Source organism: Sphingobacterium zeae (assembly GCF_030818895.1).
In the GTDB taxonomy this organism is placed as follows: domain Bacteria; phylum Bacteroidota; class Bacteroidia; order Sphingobacteriales; family Sphingobacteriaceae; genus Sphingobacterium; species Sphingobacterium zeae.
In genome coordinates this window covers 5,393,645-5,415,345 of record NZ_JAUTBA010000001.1, presented here as the reverse complement: position 1 = coordinate 5,415,345, position 21,701 = coordinate 5,393,645, and the positions used below count along the sequence as shown (strand labels likewise).

21 protein-coding genes are annotated in these 21,701 nt (G+C 39.3%); 15 read left to right on the top strand and 6 right to left on the bottom strand.

The features are described 5' to 3' along the window. Position 1: 1 nt before the first annotated feature. Both QE382_RS22840 and QE382_RS22835 read right to left on the bottom strand, forming a co-directional pair. On the bottom strand, positions 2-562 hold the full coding sequence (locus tag QE382_RS22840) for a YeeE/YedE family protein (RefSeq protein WP_209577549.1): 561 nt from the start codon (positions 560-562) through the stop codon (positions 2-4). An 83-nt stretch (positions 563-645) separates the two neighbouring features. Next, positions 646-1,086, bottom strand: coding sequence for a hypothetical protein (locus QE382_RS22835; protein ID WP_307187891.1), 441 nt, complete (start codon positions 1,084-1,086; stop codon positions 646-648). A 174-nt stretch (positions 1,087-1,260) separates the two neighbouring features. Between QE382_RS22835 and mutY the strand changes: the two genes are divergently transcribed. From mutY to groL, 15 genes are all read left to right on the top strand, one after another. Beyond that, the gene (gene mutY / locus QE382_RS22830; protein WP_307187890.1) at positions 1,261-2,310 is read left to right on the top strand and encodes an A/G-specific adenine glycosylase; all 1,050 of its coding nucleotides are present in this window, start codon (positions 1,261-1,263) and stop codon (positions 2,308-2,310) included. Between the two features lie 19 nt (positions 2,311-2,329). Next, positions 2,330-2,731 carry a single-stranded DNA-binding protein gene (locus QE382_RS22825; protein WP_307187889.1) on the top strand — a complete coding sequence of 134 codons (402 nt, stop codon included), beginning with the start codon at positions 2,330-2,332 and terminating at the stop codon, positions 2,729-2,731. A 292-nt stretch (positions 2,732-3,023) separates the two neighbouring features. Continuing rightward, positions 3,024-4,064: a phenylalanine--tRNA ligase subunit alpha gene (gene pheS, locus QE382_RS22820; protein ID WP_294345714.1), complete on the top strand. Its 1,041-nt coding sequence runs from the start codon at positions 3,024-3,026 to the stop codon at positions 4,062-4,064. Between the two features lie 123 nt (positions 4,065-4,187). Beyond that, positions 4,188-4,763: a TetR/AcrR family transcriptional regulator gene (locus QE382_RS22815; RefSeq protein WP_293953114.1), complete on the top strand. Its 576-nt coding sequence runs from the start codon at positions 4,188-4,190 to the stop codon at positions 4,761-4,763. Between the two features lie 234 nt (positions 4,764-4,997). Beyond that, a complete protein-coding gene (rlmD, locus tag QE382_RS22810) occupies positions 4,998-6,410 on the top strand; it encodes a 23S rRNA (uracil(1939)-C(5))-methyltransferase RlmD (protein ID WP_307187888.1) in 1,413 nt (470 codons plus the stop codon). A 7-nt stretch (positions 6,411-6,417) separates the two neighbouring features. Continuing rightward, complete coding sequence (locus QE382_RS22805) at positions 6,418-6,816, top strand: hypothetical protein (protein ID WP_293953111.1); 399 nt, start codon at positions 6,418-6,420, stop codon at positions 6,814-6,816. Between the two features lie 195 nt (positions 6,817-7,011). Beyond that, a complete protein-coding gene (locus tag QE382_RS22800) occupies positions 7,012-7,764 on the top strand; it encodes a hypothetical protein (protein ID WP_307187887.1) in 753 nt (250 codons plus the stop codon). A gap of 198 nt (positions 7,765-7,962) precedes the next feature. Then, a complete protein-coding gene (locus QE382_RS22795) occupies positions 7,963-8,652 on the top strand; it encodes a YiaD family glycine zipper/OmpA-like lipoprotein (protein WP_293953107.1) in 690 nt (229 codons plus the stop codon). Between the two features lie 315 nt (positions 8,653-8,967). Next, the gene (gene miaB, locus QE382_RS22790; RefSeq protein ID WP_307187886.1) at positions 8,968-10,404 is read left to right on the top strand and encodes a tRNA (N6-isopentenyl adenosine(37)-C2)-methylthiotransferase MiaB; all 1,437 of its coding nucleotides are present in this window, start codon (positions 8,968-8,970) and stop codon (positions 10,402-10,404) included. Between the two features lie 36 nt (positions 10,405-10,440). Further along, on the top strand, positions 10,441-11,712 hold the full coding sequence (locus QE382_RS22785; RefSeq protein WP_209577572.1) for a sigma-54 interaction domain-containing protein: 1,272 nt from the start codon (positions 10,441-10,443) through the stop codon (positions 11,710-11,712). 117 nt (positions 11,713-11,829) lie between these two features. Beyond that, positions 11,830-12,237: an LptE family protein gene (locus tag QE382_RS22780; RefSeq protein WP_307187885.1), complete on the top strand. Its 408-nt coding sequence runs from the start codon at positions 11,830-11,832 to the stop codon at positions 12,235-12,237. A gap of 13 nt (positions 12,238-12,250) precedes the next feature. Beyond that, the gene (locus QE382_RS22775; RefSeq protein ID WP_307187884.1) at positions 12,251-13,294 is read left to right on the top strand and encodes a DUF8458 domain-containing protein; all 1,044 of its coding nucleotides are present in this window, start codon (positions 12,251-12,253) and stop codon (positions 13,292-13,294) included. 12 nt (positions 13,295-13,306) lie between these two features. Continuing rightward, positions 13,307-13,720, top strand: coding sequence for a preprotein translocase subunit SecG (secG, locus tag QE382_RS22770; protein WP_307187883.1), 414 nt, complete (start codon positions 13,307-13,309; stop codon positions 13,718-13,720). Between the two features lie 337 nt (positions 13,721-14,057). Continuing rightward, a complete protein-coding gene (locus QE382_RS22765) occupies positions 14,058-14,333 on the top strand; it encodes a co-chaperone GroES (RefSeq protein WP_028070710.1) in 276 nt (91 codons plus the stop codon). A 160-nt stretch (positions 14,334-14,493) separates the two neighbouring features. Then, the gene (gene groL / locus QE382_RS22760; RefSeq protein ID WP_294187146.1) at positions 14,494-16,131 is read left to right on the top strand and encodes a chaperonin GroEL; all 1,638 of its coding nucleotides are present in this window, start codon (positions 14,494-14,496) and stop codon (positions 16,129-16,131) included. Between the two features lie 68 nt (positions 16,132-16,199). Here groL and ggt read toward each other — a convergent pair whose 3' ends face one another. The 4 genes from ggt to QE382_RS22740 form a co-directional block, all read right to left on the bottom strand. After that, the gene (gene ggt, locus QE382_RS22755) at positions 16,200-17,900 is read right to left on the bottom strand and encodes a gamma-glutamyltransferase (RefSeq protein ID WP_307187882.1); all 1,701 of its coding nucleotides are present in this window, start codon (positions 17,898-17,900) and stop codon (positions 16,200-16,202) included. 60 nt (positions 17,901-17,960) lie between these two features. Beyond that, complete coding sequence (locus QE382_RS22750) at positions 17,961-18,287, bottom strand: nucleotide pyrophosphohydrolase (protein WP_046674810.1); 327 nt, start codon at positions 18,285-18,287, stop codon at positions 17,961-17,963. An 18-nt stretch (positions 18,288-18,305) separates the two neighbouring features. Beyond that, entirely contained in the window at positions 18,306-18,764 is a 459-nt protein-coding gene (gene dtd, locus QE382_RS22745) for a D-aminoacyl-tRNA deacylase (RefSeq protein WP_294187150.1), read from the bottom strand. A gap of 207 nt (positions 18,765-18,971) precedes the next feature. Continuing rightward, positions 18,972-21,428 (bottom strand): TonB-dependent receptor, encoded by a 2,457-nt coding sequence (locus tag QE382_RS22740; protein ID WP_307187881.1) that lies wholly within the window; start codon positions 21,426-21,428, stop codon positions 18,972-18,974. Positions 21,429-21,701: the final 273 nt, after the last annotated feature.

The window sequence follows — 21,701 nt, the reverse complement described above, 5'->3', positions numbered from 1 at the left end:
TTTATGCAAAGATTAAGGGAAATAAAAAATGGATCATGATTATTCCACCTAGGAAGAAGCCGATTACAGCGATCAACGATGGAATCTGGAAGTTGCTGAGTCCTGAAATGGCATGTCCAGAAGAGCAGCCGCCAGCATACCGCGTTCCAAAGCCGATTAATATGCCGCCGATACTTAAAATTAGGAATTGAAACAGAGATCCGTTAAAAACAAAAATGGATTCGGGTAGGTAACCTTGTATATGGTCGATAATACCCAGTTCTTTCAGATCTGCCACACTTTTTGCATGGATTTGTGTTGGTGTGCCGTCGTCGAGAAAATAATGTGCGATAAAACCTCCGATAACGGTTCCGAGTACCAGCAGAAGATTCCAGGATTGTGTCTTCCAGTCGAACCTAAAAAAAGATGAAGTTTTGCCTGCACCTAGTACAGTGCACATTGTACGTAAATTGTTGGACATGCCAAAATCCTTACCCTGTTTGAGCAGAAGGTACATGACCAGTGCAATTAAAGGACCTGAAATATACCAGGGCCACGGTTGTTTGATGTATTCCAATAACATAACAATGTTCTTAAGTGATGTTACAAAGGTACATACTGCCTTTGCAAAAGCCTGTAACAAATGTTACTGAAGGAACAAAGAATTTATAGGTCGTAATATTCGATATCGGCTGTCCTCAGCGCCTCGCTCAACAGTGGAAGATCATCTTCCTTTTGGAACAATTTGTTGCGCCATGTTCGAAAAGCCGGGCCTTTGACCGGGTGGATAATAATTAGGTTGCCGCCAGAGCGCTTCAGATTTCGGATATATGAAATACTGCTTAAAGGAAAAACGACTGTTTTCTTGGCATTGCTAATGCGGAGCACCTCTTCGTCCAAAATCCATGTCGACGATAATGTCGAAAGCTTAATGGCCAAGTATAAGGCGAAGGGAATCATTAAAAGAGCGATGATAATCTTGAGGATTTCCTGTACCGGAACTTTGGACATGCCCATTCCAATGAACAGGATTGAAGTCAACAATATAAACATGTATTTTCCACGGTGCAATGTCGACAATTGAAATGTCTGCGAATTACTCTTCATACTTTGATAAACTTCCCTTTGGCGTCAATATAGGAAAAATTCTCCAAGTCTTCCTTCCAATGTGTCTATCGATTTTTAGAAACGTCGGCTATTGTGAATAAATTAATATAGGAAGAGCACCCTTGGGACGGGGTTAATGCTTGGAATAGGCAAAAATTATGCATTTTTGTGTTTATGATATTTGGTGAAGAATTGCAAGCATGGTATCAAGAGCATAAGCGAGATCTACCATGGAGAGAAACACATGATGCGTACAAAATATGGCTTTCGGAGATTATTTTGCAACAGACGCGGGTGGAGCAGGGCATGCCGTACTATTATCGTTTTGTGGAGCGATTCAATACCGTAGTCGATTTTGCAAATGCGGATGAAGACGACATTCTTCACCTCTGGCAAGGCTTGGGGTATTACTCCAGGGGGAGGAATATGCATAAAGCCGCTCGAATTGTCCGGGATCAATATAATGGGATTTTTCCAGTGGATTATAAGACCCTACTAAGCCTTCCTGGCGTAGGGGAGTACACTGCTGCAGCGATATCTTCTTTTGCTAATAATGAAGCTCAGGCTGTTTTGGACGGGAACGTGTTTCGCGTACTTGCACGCTATTATGGAATAGAAACTCCCATTAATTCAACGGAAGGGAAAAAGGTTTTCGCGGCGATAGCGAAAGAAAATCTGGATCACAATCATCCTGCCCAATATAACCAGGCTATTATGGATTTTGGTGCGATCCATTGTAAGCCTAAGCAACCGCTTTGCGAGCAATGTGTGTTTCGCCTTTCTTGCTACGCCTTTACACGCGGCGAGGTCAATCAATTGCCTGTAAAGCTTAAAGGCAAAGGAAGCAGAGATAGATATTTCAATTATTTTATTTTAAAGAACAGCGATCATCTTCTGATGTCTAAACGCGGTGAAGGTGATGTTTGGCAAAATTTGTATGAGTTTCCACTATTAGAATCTGATCATACGATGGATATTATTGATATTCTGAACGATAAGTGGTTTGTGTCTTATTTTGGGCAAGACGCTGACCTGAGCATCTTGCAGCAGCAGACTAAGCATATTTTAAGTCATCAGAATATTTATGCCACATTTTTTGAAGTGCGGTTAAAAGGTGATTTAATTCAAAAAAAATCAAATTGGGATTATGTAATTCTAAAAGATTTAGATAAATTAGCTAAACACAAGTTGATCTTTACTTTTTTGGAAAGGTCAAATTTTTAACCATTTATGCTTTTAAATTATGTCAGGAGTTAACAAAGTCATTTTAGTGGGACATCTTGGAAAAGATCCCGAAATTCGTTATTTAGAAGGCAATGTCTCTGTTGCCAGTTTTCCATTGGCAACATCAGAAACCTATAATAAAGATGGAAAAAGGGTGGAGCAAACCGAATGGCACAATATTGTAATGTGGCGAGGTCTGGCTGACGTAGCTGTGAAATATCTAACAAAAGGGAAGTTAGTTTATATTGAAGGCCGATTAAGGACGCGTACTTATGAGGATAAGGAAGGTATTAGACGATACGCTACGGAGGTGGTTGCAGAAACTTTTACACTTTTAGGTCGTAAATCAGATTTTGAGCCGAACACTGGTACAGCTTCGGGTAATACATCCAATACGCAGGCACAAAAGGGTGGAAGATAAAGAAGTTGAAGTTGACTTTACCGAAAATGACCAAGAGGATAATCCTTTACCATTTTAATCTGTAAAAAGTGATGTTTATGTAAAAACTTGACTTTGGTAATCAATCGATGATATTTAGAGGAGCAGGCAAATGAGTCTGCTTTTTTTTGTTTATAATGCATTTTGACTACTCGTACAGCGTAAATGGCTACATTTCTTTTTTTAGTTATCTAAAGCTGATGTTTTGTTCATGATGGGCGAATGTCCATAAATTTTCTTTTTCGACGAAATTTTGGCTATGTTTGCTTTAATTATGTTGCAAGATAGAATTACGCAGTATACTGAGGAAATTAAGGCATTTTCGCCAACTTCTTCAGCCGATGTAGAAAATTTCAGATTGAGGTTTTTGGTTTCCAAAGGGATTGTGAAGAATCTTTTTGATGAATTCAAAACGGTTACACCTGAAGAGAAACGTACTTTGGGTAAAGTGTTGAACGAATTTAAGCAGTTGGCAGAAAATACGTTTAAGGAAGCACAAGAAAAATTCGGAACTGGAGAGAAGCAAAAATCCGAACAGTTTGAGGGCGATTTAACTTTACCGGGGCAGGGTTTTCAGCTGGGATCTAGACATCCAATCTCCTTGGTTCGTAAAGAAATCGTTGAAATTTTCAAGAAATTAGGTTTTGTTGTTTCAGAAGGCCCAGAAATCGAAGACGACTGGCACAACTTCTCGGCCTTAAATTTCCCTCCTGAGCATCCTGCGCGTGATATGCAAGATACGTTCTTTATTAAGAAACAGGAAGGTAATGATATTACTTTAAGGACGCATACTTCTTCCGTTCAGGTACGTTTAATGGAAGCTGGTCAACCTCCGTTCCGTGCCATTATGCCGGGTCGTGTTTATAGAAATGAGGCTATTTCGGCACGTGCGCACTGTTTCTTTCATCAGGTGGAAGGTTTGTATGTAGACGAAAATGTCTCTTTTGCTGATTTGAAACAAACTTTATATCATTTTGTCCAAGAAATGTACGGTGAAGGTACTAAAGTACGTTTCCGTCCTTCATATTTTCCTTTTACGGAGCCTTCGGCAGAAATGGATATTTCTTGTACCATTTGTAAAGGTGCTGGATGTAATCTGTGTAAATACTCTGGCTGGGTAGAGATTCTAGGTTGTGGTATGGTGGACCCTAATGTGCTGGATAATTGTGGTATTGATAGTAAAAAATACGCGGGTTTTGCATTTGGTATGGGTATCGAACGTATCACTAATCTGAAATATGTAATTAAGGACTTGCGTCTTTTCTCTGAGAACGACACTCGTTTCTTAGCTCAATTTGAGACGGAATTAATATAAATTAATGTTCAAAACCAATATTGCATCATATTATTCTCTATTATGACGAAGTCTGGGAATAATATGATGCTTTTTAGTCTTTGTTCTTGTGGCTGAAATTCGATATGCCTATTATAAAATTACATGGAACCAGATCATATCATTGAATCAATAAAAAGAACGGCACGGGAGCTTTTTCGTCAGAATGGTTATCATAAGACCAGTGTGAATACTTTGGCGAAAAAGGCCAACATAGCGAAAGCTACTGTGTACAAATATTTTGATAGCAAAGAAATGATTTTGCATGCCATCTTGATGGACTATCTTCGTGCGAGCTTGCAGGATATTTTAAAAACGACCAAATATGAAGATGATATGGCTTCCTTTTTGGGCTTTACGATTTTGCGGGTAAGTCGACTTACCTATACTGTTTGCAATGAGTTGATCGGATGGGAGTTTATTCGGGAGTCTGCGAATGCTCAGGAATACCTAAAAACGCTTTCAGAAGATTTGGAGTTTCTGCTCTTAAGTACATTCATCCAAAATGAAAAAATTAATGAAGCGATTAGTGAAGAGAAGTTAACCTTTCTGATTAAATCCAGTAAAAGTATTGTGTTTTCATTTGCGTTTACTGCGGTTTCGGATGCTGATGTGCGTAAAAATTTCATTTCCTTTCAGAAGGAAATCCTGCCTTACCTTGTTCAGGCAACTGTTCAATAAGTTTCGTGAACGCTGTCATTGCTGCTCCAATGGCCGGCGCTCTCCTTTTTCAATGTTGTTCCTTTCTTGTGCTTTGCTTTTTCCCTATTTACGTTCGTCGATATTTGATTGCTCCATTATTCCCTATACGAAGCCGGTAGTACGTGAAGAGTTCCTTTATCGTCGTGGTAATCAATGCTTATAAAAAAAATGTGCAGGTGAAAAATCGTTATAAAAATTGTATTTTTGCATCCTATGAGTAGAAGAATTCCGCAAGATAAAAAGTTCTTGAAAGATATTGCCATCATTGATATTGCCGAAGAGGGTAGAGGTGTTGGAAAAACCGAAGATTTGGTTTTGTTTGTTGAAAAAGCTGTTCCGGGAGATGTTGTTGACGTGGAGCTTATGCGCAAGAAAAAGAATTTTGCAGAAGCTCGGGTAACTGCTTTAAAAGAAGCCTCATCCTATCGTGTAAATCCTTTTTGCGAGCACTTTGGAGTTTGTGGCGGATGTAAGTGGCAGCATATGACCTATGATGCTCAATTGAAATTTAAGCAACAGTCTGTCGATAATGCTTTATCGCGTATTGGGAAGGTTGATACTGCTGCTATGGAACCTATATTAGGGTCGGTGCAAACGGAATATTATAGGAATAAATTAGAGTACACTTTTTCAAACAAAAAGTGGTTGACTTCTGTGGATGAAGATGCGTCTGTATTGGAAATGAATGCTTTGGGATTTCACGTGCCGGGACGTTTTGATAAAATTTTAGATATTGATCATTGTCATCTGCAAGAAGACCCTTCAAATGAAATTCGCAATTCAATTCGTGATTTTGCACTTGGCCAAGGCATTACTTTCTACGATTTGCGTGAGCATACAGGTGTTTTGCGTAATTTGATTATCCGCATTTCTTCTACTGGCGAGATGATGGTGATCGTTGTTTTTGCTTATCCGGAAGAGGGGCAGGTCGAATTGCTGATGAATGATGTCAAAGAAAAGTTTCCACAAATCACTTCGCTATTATATATTGTCAATCAGAAACGCAACGATACGATCTTTGATCAAGACATACATATCTACGCCGGACGTGATTTCATTTATGAAGAGATGGAAGGATTACGGTATAAAGTTGGACCTAAATCTTTCTATCAAACGAATTCTGCGCAAGCTTATGAGTTATATAAAATCACCCGTGATTTTGCCGGTCTGAATGGCGATGAATTGGTATATGATTTGTATACGGGTGCTGGTACGATAGCAAATTTTGTTGCTAAGCAAGCCCGAGTAGTTGTGGGTGTAGAGTACGTTCCTACAGCTATTGAAGATGCACAAGTCAATTCATCCATCAATAATATTACGAATACAAAGTTCTACGCTGGAGATATGAAGGATGTTTTGACCCCTTCCTTCATTGCCGAACATGGTAAACCTGATGTGGTGATTACAGACCCGCCACGTGCAGGAATGCATGCTGATGTTGTGGCACGTTTGTTGGAAATGGAATCTCCGCGTATCGTATATGTAAGTTGTAATGCTGCTACGCAGGCGAGAGATCTTCTGTTGTTAGCGGAGAAATATGAGGTAAAGCGTATTAAACCGGTGGACATGTTTCCGCATACGCAACATGTTGAGAATGTCGTTTTATTGGAATTGAAAAAGTTATAGTACCATTATGGAAGTAGAAGATTTATTTGCAGGGTCTGCAAGAGGGGAAAATACAACATCTACAGGACAAAGTCCATTAAAGAGCCTGCAGGTCGATCTCGATTTTTATAGTGAATCTATCCGCGAGGTAGCGTTGGAAATCGTGGAAGAAGGGTATTCTGAATACCCCATTTTCATCGCTCATCAGCATGATGTCTCTGTTGGCGAGGTTATATTGGATCGCAAGGAGCTGGATACAAAATGGACAATTAATGCGTCCACCCTAGAAGAGTTTGTTTCGAAGGATATCATACAGGAAGATCGTAAATCGTCCTTTATTCAGAACTATAAACCTGCTAAAGATTTTATGTGTTTGTTTGTTGTGGTTGCGGAAGGGGCCAATTTTGTTTTTTATCCTTACAAGTAGCGTACATAAGAATATTTAAACTTTTTTAACAGTACAAGTGTCCAACTATTATTAATTTTAGTCAATAGCTAACGTATAAAATATAATTTATACGATTGAAAATAACTGTGCATGCGATCTTGAGCATGTGCTATTGGATCCAATGAAACTGCTGTAAGCTAAAACTAATTGGCATAATTGAAGAGAGATAATAGGATGAAAATATTACAGATACAGATAGTAGGTTTTTTTTTACTTTTATTTACCTATTTCGGCGCTACTGCTCAGCAACAGCAGAAGGTTTCGGGTATGGTTTTACAAAAGGATAATGGTAATCGCATTGGGGATGCGGTGGTAATCAATCTCCGTACGCACAGATCAACGCTGACCAATTCTTTCGGTGTTTTTACAATTGACGCATCAGTGGGAGATTCGTTGTCTTTCACTAAGGTGGGGTATTCGCCTGTAAAGACTGTGTTAACCAATTTGAATGAGTTTTATGTGGAATTGCAAGAGGGTATACGATTGGAGACTGTCGTTGTGGAAAGGAAGACAAAAGAAGCTGAATTAAACGATGCTATGAATAACTATTCCAGAAAGGGTGTTTATAATGGCGGTAAAAACAAGTTTGGAACTTATTTAGGTAGTCCGGCCACTGCACTTTATAATCTTTTTGGGCGAGAGGCTAAGAATGCGAAGCGCTTTGGACGATTTATGGATAGAGAGAAAGAGGAGTTACAAGTTGATCGTATTTTTTCTCGTGAAGCTGTTAAGAATCTGACGAAACTGGATAGTGCTGAGCTGGATGCTTTTATGATACGTTATCGTCCATCTTTTGATCTCGCTGAACATTGGGGACAATATGATTTGATGCATTACGTGCAACAGTCTATGGAAGATTTTGATGCGAAGGGGAGACCTAAAGGCTCATTATTGCCAGATATTGAAGTAAAGACACAGGAGAAATAGAACATTTCGTGTTAATAGCTAATGTTCTATTAAATAAAGATGAGTAAATAATGTAGCGTTTTGACTGCATAGAGGAAATTTAATAGCGCTTTTTTACTTATTTGGTAACAAAAAAGTTGATAAAAATATCTTTTGGCACTTAGTTTGATTTTAGTAGAGCTGTATTAGTTTAAATATAAAGTCTTAGATCGCATACATATGAAAATGAATAGAAAATTGGCTGTATTTGGTTTGACGGTTGCAACCTCAGCTATGTTATTTGGAAGTTGTTCTACCATTCAAAATACGAATAATGCAACTAAAGGGGGAGTCATTGGTGGTGTTGCCGGTGGTGCATTGGGTGCATTAATCGGGGGTAAAGCCGGTAATACGGCAATTGGTACTTTGGCCGGTGCTGCAATTGGTGGTGCTGCTGGTGTATTGATTGGTAAAAAAATGGATAAGCAAGCAGCCGAGATCTCGAAAACTGTTGAAGGAGCCGAAGTGACGCAGTCTGCAGAAGGTATCGTAGTTAAGTTTGACTCAGGTATTTTATTCGACTTTAATAAATCAGACCTTAAGGCATCTGCCAAAGATAATATTGCAAATTTGGTTACTACATTGAATAAAGAACAGGGTACTGAAATTTTGGTTATCGGACATACCGATAACGTTGGAACACTGGCTGCAAATGAAAAGGTATCTTTGGACCGTGCGAATTCAGTGCGTGCTTTTGCAGTATCCAAAGGTTTGGCTTCATCACGTATCCGTACAGAAGGCAGAAATTTCTCTGAGCCGATTGCAAGTAATGATACAGAAGCTGGACGTGCGCAAAACCGTCGGGTAGAGATCGTCATCGTCGCGGGTGATCAAATGAAAAAAGAAGCGAAGCAACAAGCAGGACAATAACTCGATTTAAGACGTTAGTCTTTCTGATTTGTGCTATTTGATGTTTAATCATAAAAAGCGTTGAGTTTATCAACGCTTTTTTTTTGGGGTAGAATAAAGCGGGCGAAAATTTCCAATGTGATTTGTTTCGCCCTAAAATGTGACAAATCATAAACCATATTTCTGTCTGACAAACTGTCATTATATGGATTTAAATTTCTAACTTTGTAATCTTTGAAACAAACGTTGGTGGGAAATTAATTCATCAAATTATGGATTTCTGCCTGGGTTGACTTCATTAAATAATAAAAATTACATTCTATTGAATAGCGAGCTATGCTAGATTTAACACATACCACGAAGGAACACGACGAATCTCGTCAGGGTGAGGCATTATTATTGGAACAGGATCCGACTTTAAGTACTGGACGTAAACTTTATATTGAAAGTTACGGTTGCCAGATGAATTTTTCGGATAGTGAGATTGTTGCTTCTATTTTGTTGGATAAAGGATTTGAGACGACCAAGAATTATCAGGAAGCTGATGTTGTTTTTATTAATACCTGTTCGATCCGCGAGAATGCCGAACAACGCGTTCGTAACCGGTTAAAGGAGTTTGAAGCTGCTAAAGCAAAGAATCCTGGAATGATCGTTGGTGTATTAGGGTGCATGGCCGAGCGTCTAAAGTCGAAGTTTTTGGAAGAAGAAAAATTGGTTGATGTTGTGGTGGGGCCAGATGCTTATCGTGATTTGCCTAATTTGATTGATCAGGTTGACGATGGCGCTAAAGCCGTAAATGTTTTATTATCAAGAGAGGAAACCTATGCTGATATCAATCCAGTTCGTTTGAATTCAAATGGCGTCACCGCTTTTATTTCAATTATGCGCGGTTGTGATAATATGTGTTCTTTCTGTGTTGTTCCTTTCACACGGGGCCGCGAACGTAGTCGTGATCCGCAGTCTATTGTGCAGGAAGCTCAAGATCTTTTTAATGCGGGCTATAAGGAAGTTACGTTGTTAGGACAAAATGTCGATTCCTATAAATATACTGCTCCAGTAGCAGAAGGCGATGTTCCTAGCGAAACTGTCACTTTTGCTACTTTGCTTACGATGGTTGCAGAAATCAGCCCACTTCTGCGTGTTCGTTTTTCAACTTCTCATCCAAAAGATATTACAGATGAGGTATTGTATGCGATAGCATCACATGAAAATATCTGTAATTATATTCACTTGCCCGTACAGTCCGGGAATTCCAGAGTATTGGAATTGATGAACCGTACGTATGATCGCGCGTGGTATATGGAGCGTGTCGATGCAATTCGTCGTATTATACCGGAATGTGCTATTTCTACCGATGTCATTACTGGTTTCTGCACGGAAACGGAAGAAGAACATCAGGATACACTTTCTATGATGGACTATGTGAAATATGATTTCGCTTATATGTTTGCTTATTCGGAAAGACCGGGCACATTGGCGGCGAAAAGATATGCAGATGATATTCCTGAAGATATTAAAAAACGGCGTTTGACGGAAGTTATCAATAAACAACGCGATCATAGTTTGTATCGTTATCAACAATTTGTTGGGAAAGTCTGTAAGGTACTCATTGAAGGATTTTCAAAACGATCTGAGTTCGATTTTTGTGGACGTAACGACCAAAATGCATTAGTTGTTTTTCCAATAGATCCTCGATTTAAACAAGGTGACTATGTGAATGTGCTTGTTGAATCATGTACTTCTGCGACGCTGTTAGGAAAAATTGTTGATTAAGCTAACTTAGATTATTTTATTTCCAACCGGAAATTTATGGATAACCAAGATATAAAGAATAGATTTGGAATTATCGGTAATTCGCCATTGTTGAATCGGGCAATTGATATTGCGCGGCAAGTGGCTCCGACAGATATTTCCGTATTAATACAAGGTGAGAGTGGTAGTGGTAAAGAAGTTTTTTCGCATATTATCCATCAATTGAGTTCACGTAAGCATGGCCCCTTTATTGCGGTCAACTGTGGGGCTATACCAGAAGGAACTATTGACTCCGAGTTATTTGGTCATGAAAAAGGCTCTTTTACGGGTGCGCATGAAGCTCGAAAGGGTTATTTTGAAGTCGTTGACGGTGGAACGATTTTTTTAGATGAGGTTGGTGAGTTACCTTTGGGTACGCAAGCACGATTGTTACGTGTGCTGGAGTCCGGTGAGTATATAAGGGTCGGGTCATCCAAAGTGCAGAAAACAAATGTTCGTGTAGTTGCCGCTACAAATGTGAATGTTTTTGAAGCTGTACAAAAAGGTAGATTTCGCGAAGATCTTTATTATCGTTTAAATACTGTACCCTTACGTGTGCCCTCTTTGCGTGAGCGTCCTGAAGATGTCAACTTGTTATTTCGTAAGTTCATTGTGGACTTTTCTGAAAAGTACCGTACTCCGGGCGTGCAACTGACGGACGATGCTCAGAATATGCTACGCAACTATAGTTGGCCTGGAAATGTGCGTCAACTGAAAAATGTTGCCGAACAAATTGCTGTTTTGGAGAAAGAACGTGTTGTAGATGCGTATACGCTTCAAAATTATTTGCCCAATGAATCCCGGACGAGCCTCCCAGCAGTAGTTCCGTCAAATAATGGGGGGAAGGAGGATTTTTCAGAAAGAGATTTGCTGTATAAAGTTTTATTTGATATGAAGAAAGATATGGTTGATCTGAAAAAACTGGTGGTTGAATTAATTCAGAAGGGCGTTGATTCTAGCACGTTTGATCAAAATTCTCCATACATTAATCAATTGTATCAAGAGATTGAGCCACATTTGAAATCGGAGCCGGAAAATTATACAACACCGACTTTGACGATACATTCGCCGGCAAATGCTGCAAATGTGCTGAAAAATCCGGTTTCAAAGGATGACTATCTGCAGGATGCAGAAGAGGTGGAAGAATCTTTATCACTTGTAGATAAGGAATCTGATTTAATCAAGAAGGCGTTGAAAAAACACCGTGGTAAACGTAAAGCTGCTGCACAAGAGTTGGGAATTTCTGAAAGAACTTTGTATAGAAAGATTAAAGACTTAAATTTAGATTAGAGTTTACAGATGTTGTCAAAAAAAATAGTATATACTTTTCTCACGACAATCTTTTTGTTTGTCATGAATAGTTGTGGGGTAAAATATGGGTTTACTGGTGGGTCTATTCCTGAGGGAATGAAAACAGTTAATATTCAATATTTCGAAAACATTGCTCCATTAGTTTACCCGACATTGAGTCAGAATTTTACGGAGGCACTTAAAGAGCGTATTCGTAATCAGTCTCGATTGAGTCAGGTGAACCAGGATGGTGATGCAAACTTTGAGGGATTTATCACCGAGTATACGATAAGTCCTGCTGCTGTTGAAGCGGGGACTGATCGTGCTGCTATGAATAGATTGACGATCACAGTCAAAGTGACTTATCATAATAAAATTAACCCGAAGGACGATTTTGAACAGCCATTTACACGTTTTAAAGAGTTCGCTGGAAACCTTCAGAGTGCACAGGAAGAGACTTTGGGTAAGGAAATTATTCAAATGCTAACGGAAGATATATACAATAAAGCTTTTGCTAATTGGTAACTCTATTTATAAGATGAATCTTAATGTATCATTACCCAATAAGGAGCTTTTTTTTCGAGCACTCAACTACCCTGATACGGTGGAGGAAGATTTGATTTTGGCCTTGATTGAAAAATACCCTTATGCACAGAGCTTACGATTCGTTTATGAACGTAAAGTTTTTGAAAAACATCAAACTGTTCAGAATTTATCTTCCACCCTGTTATATGCTTGTTCCCCGAGTTGGCTTTATGAATTTGTGCATGTTAAATCTATCGTAGATTCTGCAGCAATAACGCCATCGGATGAATTATTAGTGGATGAGGAATCTATTAGCAATGATCGTGTTGTCGAAATTGTGGCCGATGGAGAAATAGAGATGGATGAGTTGAATCGTTTGATTGAGGCTGGGGCTGCAACAGAATATTTTCGGTCGAATAGTCAACAGGATGTAACTAGTGGTGATTTGCAGGAGTCTCAAGTTGTGGCCGCGGTTCCTCAGGAATCTGTTGCCGACGAAAGTAATGATAGTCACGAGCATGTTTCTGTTTATGATGATGATACGATGCCCTACAGTTTTTTGTGGTGGCTACATAAAACAAGATTGGAGTATGCGCATACTTATCAGCCTTACGTTAAATCTCCTTTGAGTCCAATGAAGCCATCGCGTGATGATGTTGAAAAAATTCATGAAAAACTGGATAGCCAGCTATTAGATCAACAGATCCGTGAGAATATTTTTCATTTGCAACCGCCTGAGGCGAAATTAAGTGATGAGGTTAAAACAACGGTCGCTTTTCAGATACCGCGTAAATCTGACAAGGTCATTGAGAAGTTTATCCGCGAAGAACCTATCATTCAGCCGCTACAAGCGGAGAAGTTGGATTTAGAGAATAAAGCCAGGAAAAGTTCGGAAGATCAGTACTCACTCGTTACCGAAACGCTTGCAAAAATCTATGTGGAACAGGGCTTATATCCAAAGGCAATAGAGGTTTACAAAAAATTAGTTTTGAAATATCCAGAAAAAAATGCTTACTTTGCGGCACGCATAACAGAATTAGAAAAGAAATTAAATTAATAACATAAAGAGATGCAAGGATTATTAATCGGTCTAATCATATTGGCTAGTATTATTTTAGCGTTTTTGGTTTTAATCCAAAATCCAAAAGGAGGAGGTTTATCATCTGGTTTTTCGGGTGGAACGAATCTTATGGGTGTAAAACGTACAGGTGACATTTTGGAAAAAGGTACTTGGATCATGGTTATTGCCATCATGGTATTTAGTTTGGGTGTAAATATTATTGGAACATCTCCAAGCACATCCAAAGGAGGATTGGGGGGGCAAATTGAAGCGCCTGCTCAACAAGGTCCATTGAACTTAGGTACTGGACAAAATCCTGCTGCTGCTCCTGCTGGACAAGAGCAAACAGCTCCGGCTCAATCTCAGGAAAAAGTACCTGCAACAGCGCCTACCGCTAAACCGGCAGAAGAGGCTAAAAAATAGTTGTCAATAAAAAATTATACGCCCTGTTTGTGAAAGCAAACGGGGCTTTTTGTTTTCTGTATTTTTTAGACGTTGTTGTCAATGAAAGGATCGTGAACGTTTTGCTAAGCGGATTAAGCGTATTAAATTGAATGGATATTTGGTAAGCAGAAGTAAGACTGGCAGACATAAAATGACAGTGTGACAGCAAAATGAATTTTTGTCGATTGGGATGTTAACTTTTGTGTGAAAAATTGTCTTAAAAGCCCTTCCAATTACAATTGGCATAAAAGATGATGTGCTTATAGCGATTATAACATAAAAATAAATTCAAAAACAGATAAAAAGTAAATTAATTATGGCATTAAGTATCAAACCTATCGGAGACAGAGTAGTAGTAGAAGCTGCTCCAGCAGAAGAAAAAACAGCTTCAGGGTTGTATATCCCCGATACAGCAAAAGAAAAACCATCTCAAGGTACAGTAGTTGCTGTAGGTACAGGTAAAGTTGACGAACCGTTAACTGTGAAAGTTGGTGACAAAGTATTATACGGAAAATACGCAGGTACTGAAATTACTTACGAAGGAAAAGAGTACTTAATTATGCGTGAGTCTGATATTTACGCAGTCATCTAATTCATACAAAAGATTATTTAAAAATGAGCTTACTGGCTCGGTTAAAAATTCAAGTTTATTTTAGTGGAGTTGTAAATGTGCATATTAAAAGATAAAACCGGTTTACGGTTTAGTATACTATCTTCATTACACTTCTTGAAATACTTAATACTTATAAAAAATGGCAAAACAAGTAAAATATAACGTTGAGGCTCGTGAAGCCCTTAAAAAAGGTGTAGATACCTTGGCAAATGCAGTTAAAGTAACATTAGGTCCTAAAGGACGTAACGTAATTATTGAGAAGAAATTTGGTGCTCCAGTAATTACTAAAGATGGTGTTTCGGTAGCGAAAGAAATCGAATTGAAAGACGCTTTAGAAAACATGGGTGCGCAAATGGTAAAAGAAGTAGCTTCCAAAACAGCTGATCAAGCTGGTGATGGTACAACTACTGCTACAGTATTAGCGCAAGCAATCGTTGCTCCAGGTATCAAATCTGTGGCTGCTGGTGCTAACCCAATGGATCTAAAACGTGGTATTGATAAAGCGGTTGCTACTGTAGTTGCCAACTTGAAATCACAATCTCAAGAAGTTGGTCAAGACAACAATAAAATCAAACAAGTTGCTACAATTTCAGCTAACAATGACGAAGTAATTGGTTCGTTAATTGCACAGGCAATGGAAAAAGTAGGTAACGATGGTGTTATCACTGTAGAAGAAGCTAAAGGTACTGAAACAGAAGTTAAAACTGTGGAAGGTATGCAATTTGACCGCGGTTATTTGTCACCATATTTTGTGACAAATTCCGATAAGATGGAAGCGGAATTGGATAATCCATATATTTTGATCTATGACAAGAAAATCAGCAACATGAAAGAATTGCTGCCTATCTTGGAGAAACAAGTTCAAACTGGCAAACCTTTGTTGATCATTGCTGAAGATCTAGATGGTGAGGCTTTGGCAACCTTAGTGGTTAATAAAATCCGTGGTTCTTTAAAAGTTGCAGCTGTCAAAGCACCAGGTTTCGGTGACCGTCGTAAAGCAATGTTAGAGGATATCGCGATCTTAACTGGTGGTACTGTTATCTCTGAAGAAAGAGGTTTCAAATTAGAAAATGCTGAGTTATCTTACTTAGGTCAAGCTGAAAAAGTTCAAGTTGACAAAGATAACACAACGATTATCAATGGTTCTGGTAATGTAGAGGATATTAAAGCACGTGTTGCTCAAATCCGTTCACAAATCGAAACAACAACTTCAGACTACGATCGCGAAAAACTACAAGAACGTTTAGCAAAATTGTCAGGTGGTGTAGCCGTGTTATATGTCGGTGCAACTACTGAGGTTGAAATGAAAGAGAAAAAAGACCGTGTTGATGATGCTTTACACGCAACTCGTGCAGCTGTTGAAGAAGGTATTATCGCTGGTGGTGGTGTTGCCTTCATTCGCTCAACTGAAGCTTTGGTAAACCTTAAAGGTGACAACGAAGATGAGCAAATCGGTATTGACATCATCAAGCGCGCTATCGAAGAGCCATTACGTCAGATCTGTAATAACGCTGGTATTGAAGGTGCAGTAATCGTTCAAAAAGTGAAAGAAGGAACTGCAGATTTCGGTTACAATGCACGTACAGACCGTTACGAAAACTTAATCGCTGCTGGTGTAATTGATCCAACTAAAGTATCTCGTGTAGCATTAGAAAATGCAGCTTCAGTTGCTTCAATGTTATTAACTACAGAGTGTGTATTGGCTGACGAAGCTGAAGAAAACCCTGTAGGTGCTGGTGCTCCTCCAATGGGTGGCGGCATGGGCGGAATGATGTAAGATCATCCCATTTCTAAATAAAAAGAAAGGCTCATTTGGAATTACAAATGAGCCTTTCTTTTTGTTCTTTAATAGCCTTTTGCCGTATCGTCTCCACGCGGGTCGGCTCCGGTCTGTAATTTACCATTTGGTAATACAAGTATATTCTCCACACGACCGATTGTCCCTCTCGGATTTATCGTATAGCCATCTTTTGTCAATTGATCACGTAGATTGACATCGATTGCGTTATTTTCGACGTCAATACGATCAGGAAGCCATTGATGATGAAATCTTGGCAGGCTTACAGCTGATTGGGCATTTTGTCGGAAGTCAATAACGTTGAGGATGGTCTGAAAAACAGAGGTAATGATAGTTGATCCTCCAGGGGTTCCTACAACCATAAATAGTTTGCCATCTTTTTCTACAATAGTGGGTGTCATTGAGCTGAGCATCCTTTTGCCAGGCTGAATCTCGTTCGCTTTTTCCCCAGTAAGCCCATACATGTTTGGGACACCGGTCTTTACGGAGAAATCGTCCATTTCATTGTTTAGGAGAAAACCTGCGCCCTCCACAAATACTCCTGAGCCATAAGAATCATTAAGTGTTGTTGTAATGGATACTGCATTCCCTTGCTCGTCTACGATATTGAAATGCGTCGTTTGTTCACTTTCATAGCCAGGAATGACATCTGCATTGACATCTTTGCTTGATGTCGCTTTATGGAAATTGAATGAATGGAGTTTATGCGCATTTGAGGCAGAGTCAATAAGCTGTTGGATGGGTACCTTAATGAAATCAGGATCGCCCAAATACTTAGCCCGATTGGCATATACATAGCGTTCAGCTTCGACTATGACACGAATGGTTGAATCGGTTTGAAAGCCCCAGCGCTGAAGTGGGAACTGTTCGACTGATTTGAGCAGGGCCAAAAGAGATGTTCCCCCACTCGAAGGCGGCGGCATGGAAATCACTCTGTGGCCCCTATAATTTGTGGAAATTGGGGTACGCCAAAGTGCCTGATAATCCAGTAGATCTTGATGATTAATAATACCTTTCCCTTTACCCATTTCGGCAACAATGAAGTCGGCCGTTTTACCTTTATAGAAACCGTCTCGGCCTTCGATTGCGATTCTTTCCAGTGTTTTTGCAAGTTCCTCCTGACTAAATAGGTCACCTGCTCGCCAAACTGTGGTTTTGATAATTGCAGCACCAGCGGGATTCAGTTTGACAAAACGCTCTTTATGGCTTTCAAACTCATTGGCTTGTCGTTGACTGATTTTAAAACCTGTTTTCGCTAGCTGTATTGCTGGGAGTAGGAGATCTTTCCATTGCAATTTGCCGTACTTTCTGTGGGCTTCCCACATACCAGCAACAGATCCAGGGATACCAGAGGCCAATTGACTATAAAGGCTCAACTCCGGAATAACATTGCCTTTGGCATCGAGGTACATATCCCGGGATGCTTTTAGAGGAGCTTTCTCACGAAAATCTAAGGCATCTAAATTACCCCGATGATCGCGGTAGAGCATAAAGCCACCGCCGCCAATATTTCCGGCATTTGGATAAACTACTGCAAGGGCAAATTGTACGGCAACTGCAGCATCTATTGCATTTCCACCTTGTTTTAAAATCTTTACCCCGACTTCTGAAGCCAAAGGATGTGCTGTGACAACGGCCGCCTTATTAAATGTACTGGGTTTCTCAACGCTGGAATTTAGCCGTTGTTTTGTTGTACAAGAGGCAATGAAAACGCTAGCTATGAGCGAATAGGTTATGAATTTATGCATCGTACGCGATTTAAAATTAAATATTATCTCAAAGAAGTGTACAAATAATACTACTCTTGGTTATTTAAGTTTTTCGTTGTTTTTATGGCGGTCGGCATCCCGAATTGATTTCTTTTGAAGATTTTGTTCCAAAGCCGCTGTTAGATCAATTCCCGTTTGATTGGCAAGGCACATCAAAACGAATAATACATCGGCCATTTCATCTGCTAAATTAACTTCTTTGTCTGACTTTTTGAAAGATTGTTCTCCGTATTGCCGAGCCATTATTCGGGCAACTTCACCGACTTCTTCCATGAGTATAGCGGTGTTTGTCAACTCATTGAAATAACGTACTCCGGTACTATTGATCCATTTGTCAATAACCTCTTGTGCTTCTTTAATAGTCATCTTGTGTTCAATTAAAAATTAAAAGTTGTCCTTATCTTTTGTGTCCATAACGATGGTCACTGGACCATCATTCAGTAGGTCAATTTTCATATCGGCTCCGAATATGCCAAGCTGAACCTCTTTTTGGAGCAATTGACTTAGCAGTAAAGCCATCTCTTCATACATTGGTTTGGCTTTATCCGGTTTTGCTGCTCTGATAAAGGAAGGCCTGTTTCCTTTTTTTGTTTGAGCAAAGAGCGTGAATTGTGAGACGAGTAAGATATTTCCGTCTACATCTTGTATCGACTTATTCATCATACCCTGTTCATCCTCGAAGATGCGTAAGTTGATGAATTTTTGTCCTAACCATTTCAGATCTTCCGTTGTATCTGCTTCTTCAACTCCTAATAAAATCATTAGACCCTTCTGGATCTGGCCTGTTATCTGATTATCTACGGTACAAGAAGCTTTGGTAACTCGTTGTATAACTGCGCGCATAGTGAAATGTATAAAACCAAAGGTAAAAATTCCGATTGTCAAACACGATGGGAAATTCAGTTTTATCCACCATATAAAAAGAAATCTCTCTTTCCTCTGAAGGAAAAAAGAGAGATTTCTTTGTTAGCAGTGTTTGATCAGAGAGCATCTTTAGTGTGGTTTGCCCGCTGTTATCGGCTGTGGGATTAACAGGTTCTTATAAAAATCCTAAAATTTGAAGTTAAGGCCCAATAGGAAATTCGTTGGTGCTTGTGGGAAATAAAAATTATAGTACTTTCGGCTATCACCTTCCATCCCGCCAAAAGTGTAGCCATTGGCCTCATACTTCTCGTTCAATATGTTGTTGACCTGTAATGTTGCACTGATGTTTTTAAAGCCCAATGCTGTCAAGCTATAGTTTGCCAAAAGATTGTTGACAAAATAAGCGGAAATACTTCTTTCTTTTGTAGATGAATTATCCAGGTATTGTCTAGCCACATATTTGGATAAAAGTGAAAATGTAAGTGGTGTTATAGGGCTATAAGAGAAATTACTTGATAAAATAGTTCCTGGAGACAATGCGATGTCCGTCTTTGCGTAAAAGATTTTCATATCAGGGGCGACTCCATATATATCTTTTACAACCTCTTCAAAGTTTTTGATTTTATTTTGGCTAAAACTCGCAGTTGCTTTCCAATTAAGCTGCTTATTGATGTTCCATGAGCCATCAAACTCGATGCCGATCCGATAGCTATTGTTGACATTTTGGCGAATCGGAGAACCTGTATCACTGATTTCGCCAGTTGGAATCAGCTGATTTTTGTAAAACATGCCATATCCATTCAACCCAATGTTAAGTTTTTCGTTTGCAAATCGGTAACCAAATTCTATATCCTGCATTTTCTCCGGTGTTGGATCAGGTAAATTGCTGTTTTTTTCAATAAAATCTTTCCGAACAGGCTCTTTCTGCGCAAAAGCATAGGAAGCATACACATTTGAATAATCATTTAAGAGATAAGTTGCGCCTGCTTTTGGGTTTAAAAAATTGAATTTTGGATGATAGTTATAGTTTTTGACTTTATCGTCATCGCCATACATGTGATAGTCGACATTTCTATATTGGACATCGGCCATTAGAATCCACTGGTCCAATTTGTAATCGATCTTTAAGAAATTACTAAAATCATTTTTTTGTGATTTTCCGAAGTAGTATTTGTCATCCAGAAATCCTGTTGAGGCATATCGTGCCCATATGACTTGACCATAATGTTTCCCTCTGTATTGATTGTAGGCTCCCCCCCAGGTAATCTCCAGCTGATCGTTGGGTTTATAATTGAGGGAGTAGGTCAAGCCATAAAAATAGTTATCCAACCATCTTCTGCGCACTAGATCTGTTTTCTGTATGGTGTCTTTTCCCATAATCACATCGGGCAGGCCATATTTACTCAATTTATCACCAGGTCTCATTTCTTCATAGTAGCCATAACCTCTGGTATAATGGAGGGCGGTATTGAGTGTTAACTTGTCGCTCAGGATATTGGTATAATGAAGCTGATGATGTTTTTGCGTATAATTATCAGTTTGGTTTTTATAGGTGTACAGGTTATAGTTTCGACCGGCATTCATAAACCGATCCTTTTCAGCTCCTGCTATTTCGAGCGCATTATCGGCATAGTCATCCATACGCGACCGATCTCCAGTAATTAACGGTTCGGGAACGCCATTCCATGCCTGATATGTTTTTTCTTTTCCCCAGAATACAATTCCTTTTAGGATGTGCTTTTTACCATAATAACCACCATCTACATAGAAAGATTGTAGGTCTGAACTCCCCCTTTCAATATAGCCATCGCTACTAATTCTGGATAACCTGGCATTGAATGCAAATTTGTCATTGATTAGTCCGGTGCCCACCTTCACGGTATTTTTCCAAGTGTTATACGAACCGAACGAGTTGTTAAGTTCTGCATAGGGATTTTCAGCCAGTGTATTGGATTGAATATTTAATGAAGCTCCAAATGATCCGGCCCCGTTTGTTGAGGTACCAATTCCTCGTTGAACTTGGATGCTCTCAGTGGAAGAAGCAAAGTCAGGAAGATTGACAAAAAATGAGCCCATGCTCTCCGCATCATTTAGCGGAATGCCATTTAACGTTACATTGATTCGTTGATTATCTGATCCGCGGATGGTCATCCCTGTATAACCGATGCCGGCTCCGGCATCTGAATTTACCTGTACCGACGGTGTTTGGTTAAGCAGAAAAGGGATATCCTGTCCGAGGTTGTTTTTTGTAATTTCCTCTTTTGAGATGTTTTTGAAGGTTGTAGGCGCATTTCTTTTAGCGCGGGTAGATTGGACGAGCACCTCTTCCATTTGTATGGTAATTGGTTCTAATTCGACCAGTAGTTCCATATTATCTTTTATGTTTACATTGCGGATCCATGTTTTATATCCAACAGAGGAGATCTGAATACGATGTTGCCCAGTGTTGAGATGATGGAGCTTAATGATTCCATGGTTGTCTGACTGACCATGGAAAGAAGCTTGGCCATCGATGGATACGGAAACGTTTTGTAAAGGATTTTGGCTACTTTTATCTACAGTTTTAATTGTCAGATTTTGCTGCGCAATGGCAACTTGCATCGAAATAGTAGCTAACGAGCTACAAATCAAAAATTTGATCATGGTAATGTATTTTGTTTGAGTTAAACAAATCATAGCAAGGGGTTACTATGACCGCACTATTTAACTAACCTCTCCCTACGCCAGCATTATCTGGATCAGGTGTACAGAATTTAATCTGTTGGGTATAATCTCAGCCTGTATTTGTGTTCCTGACAAAACAAGGCACCCCTATTTGATGCTGCGAATATATAGATTAAAAATTGAAATGCGATATAAAGAAGTATTTTATGACAAATTAAACAAGGAAGGTTGTTTTATTATTTCTTTTTGGTT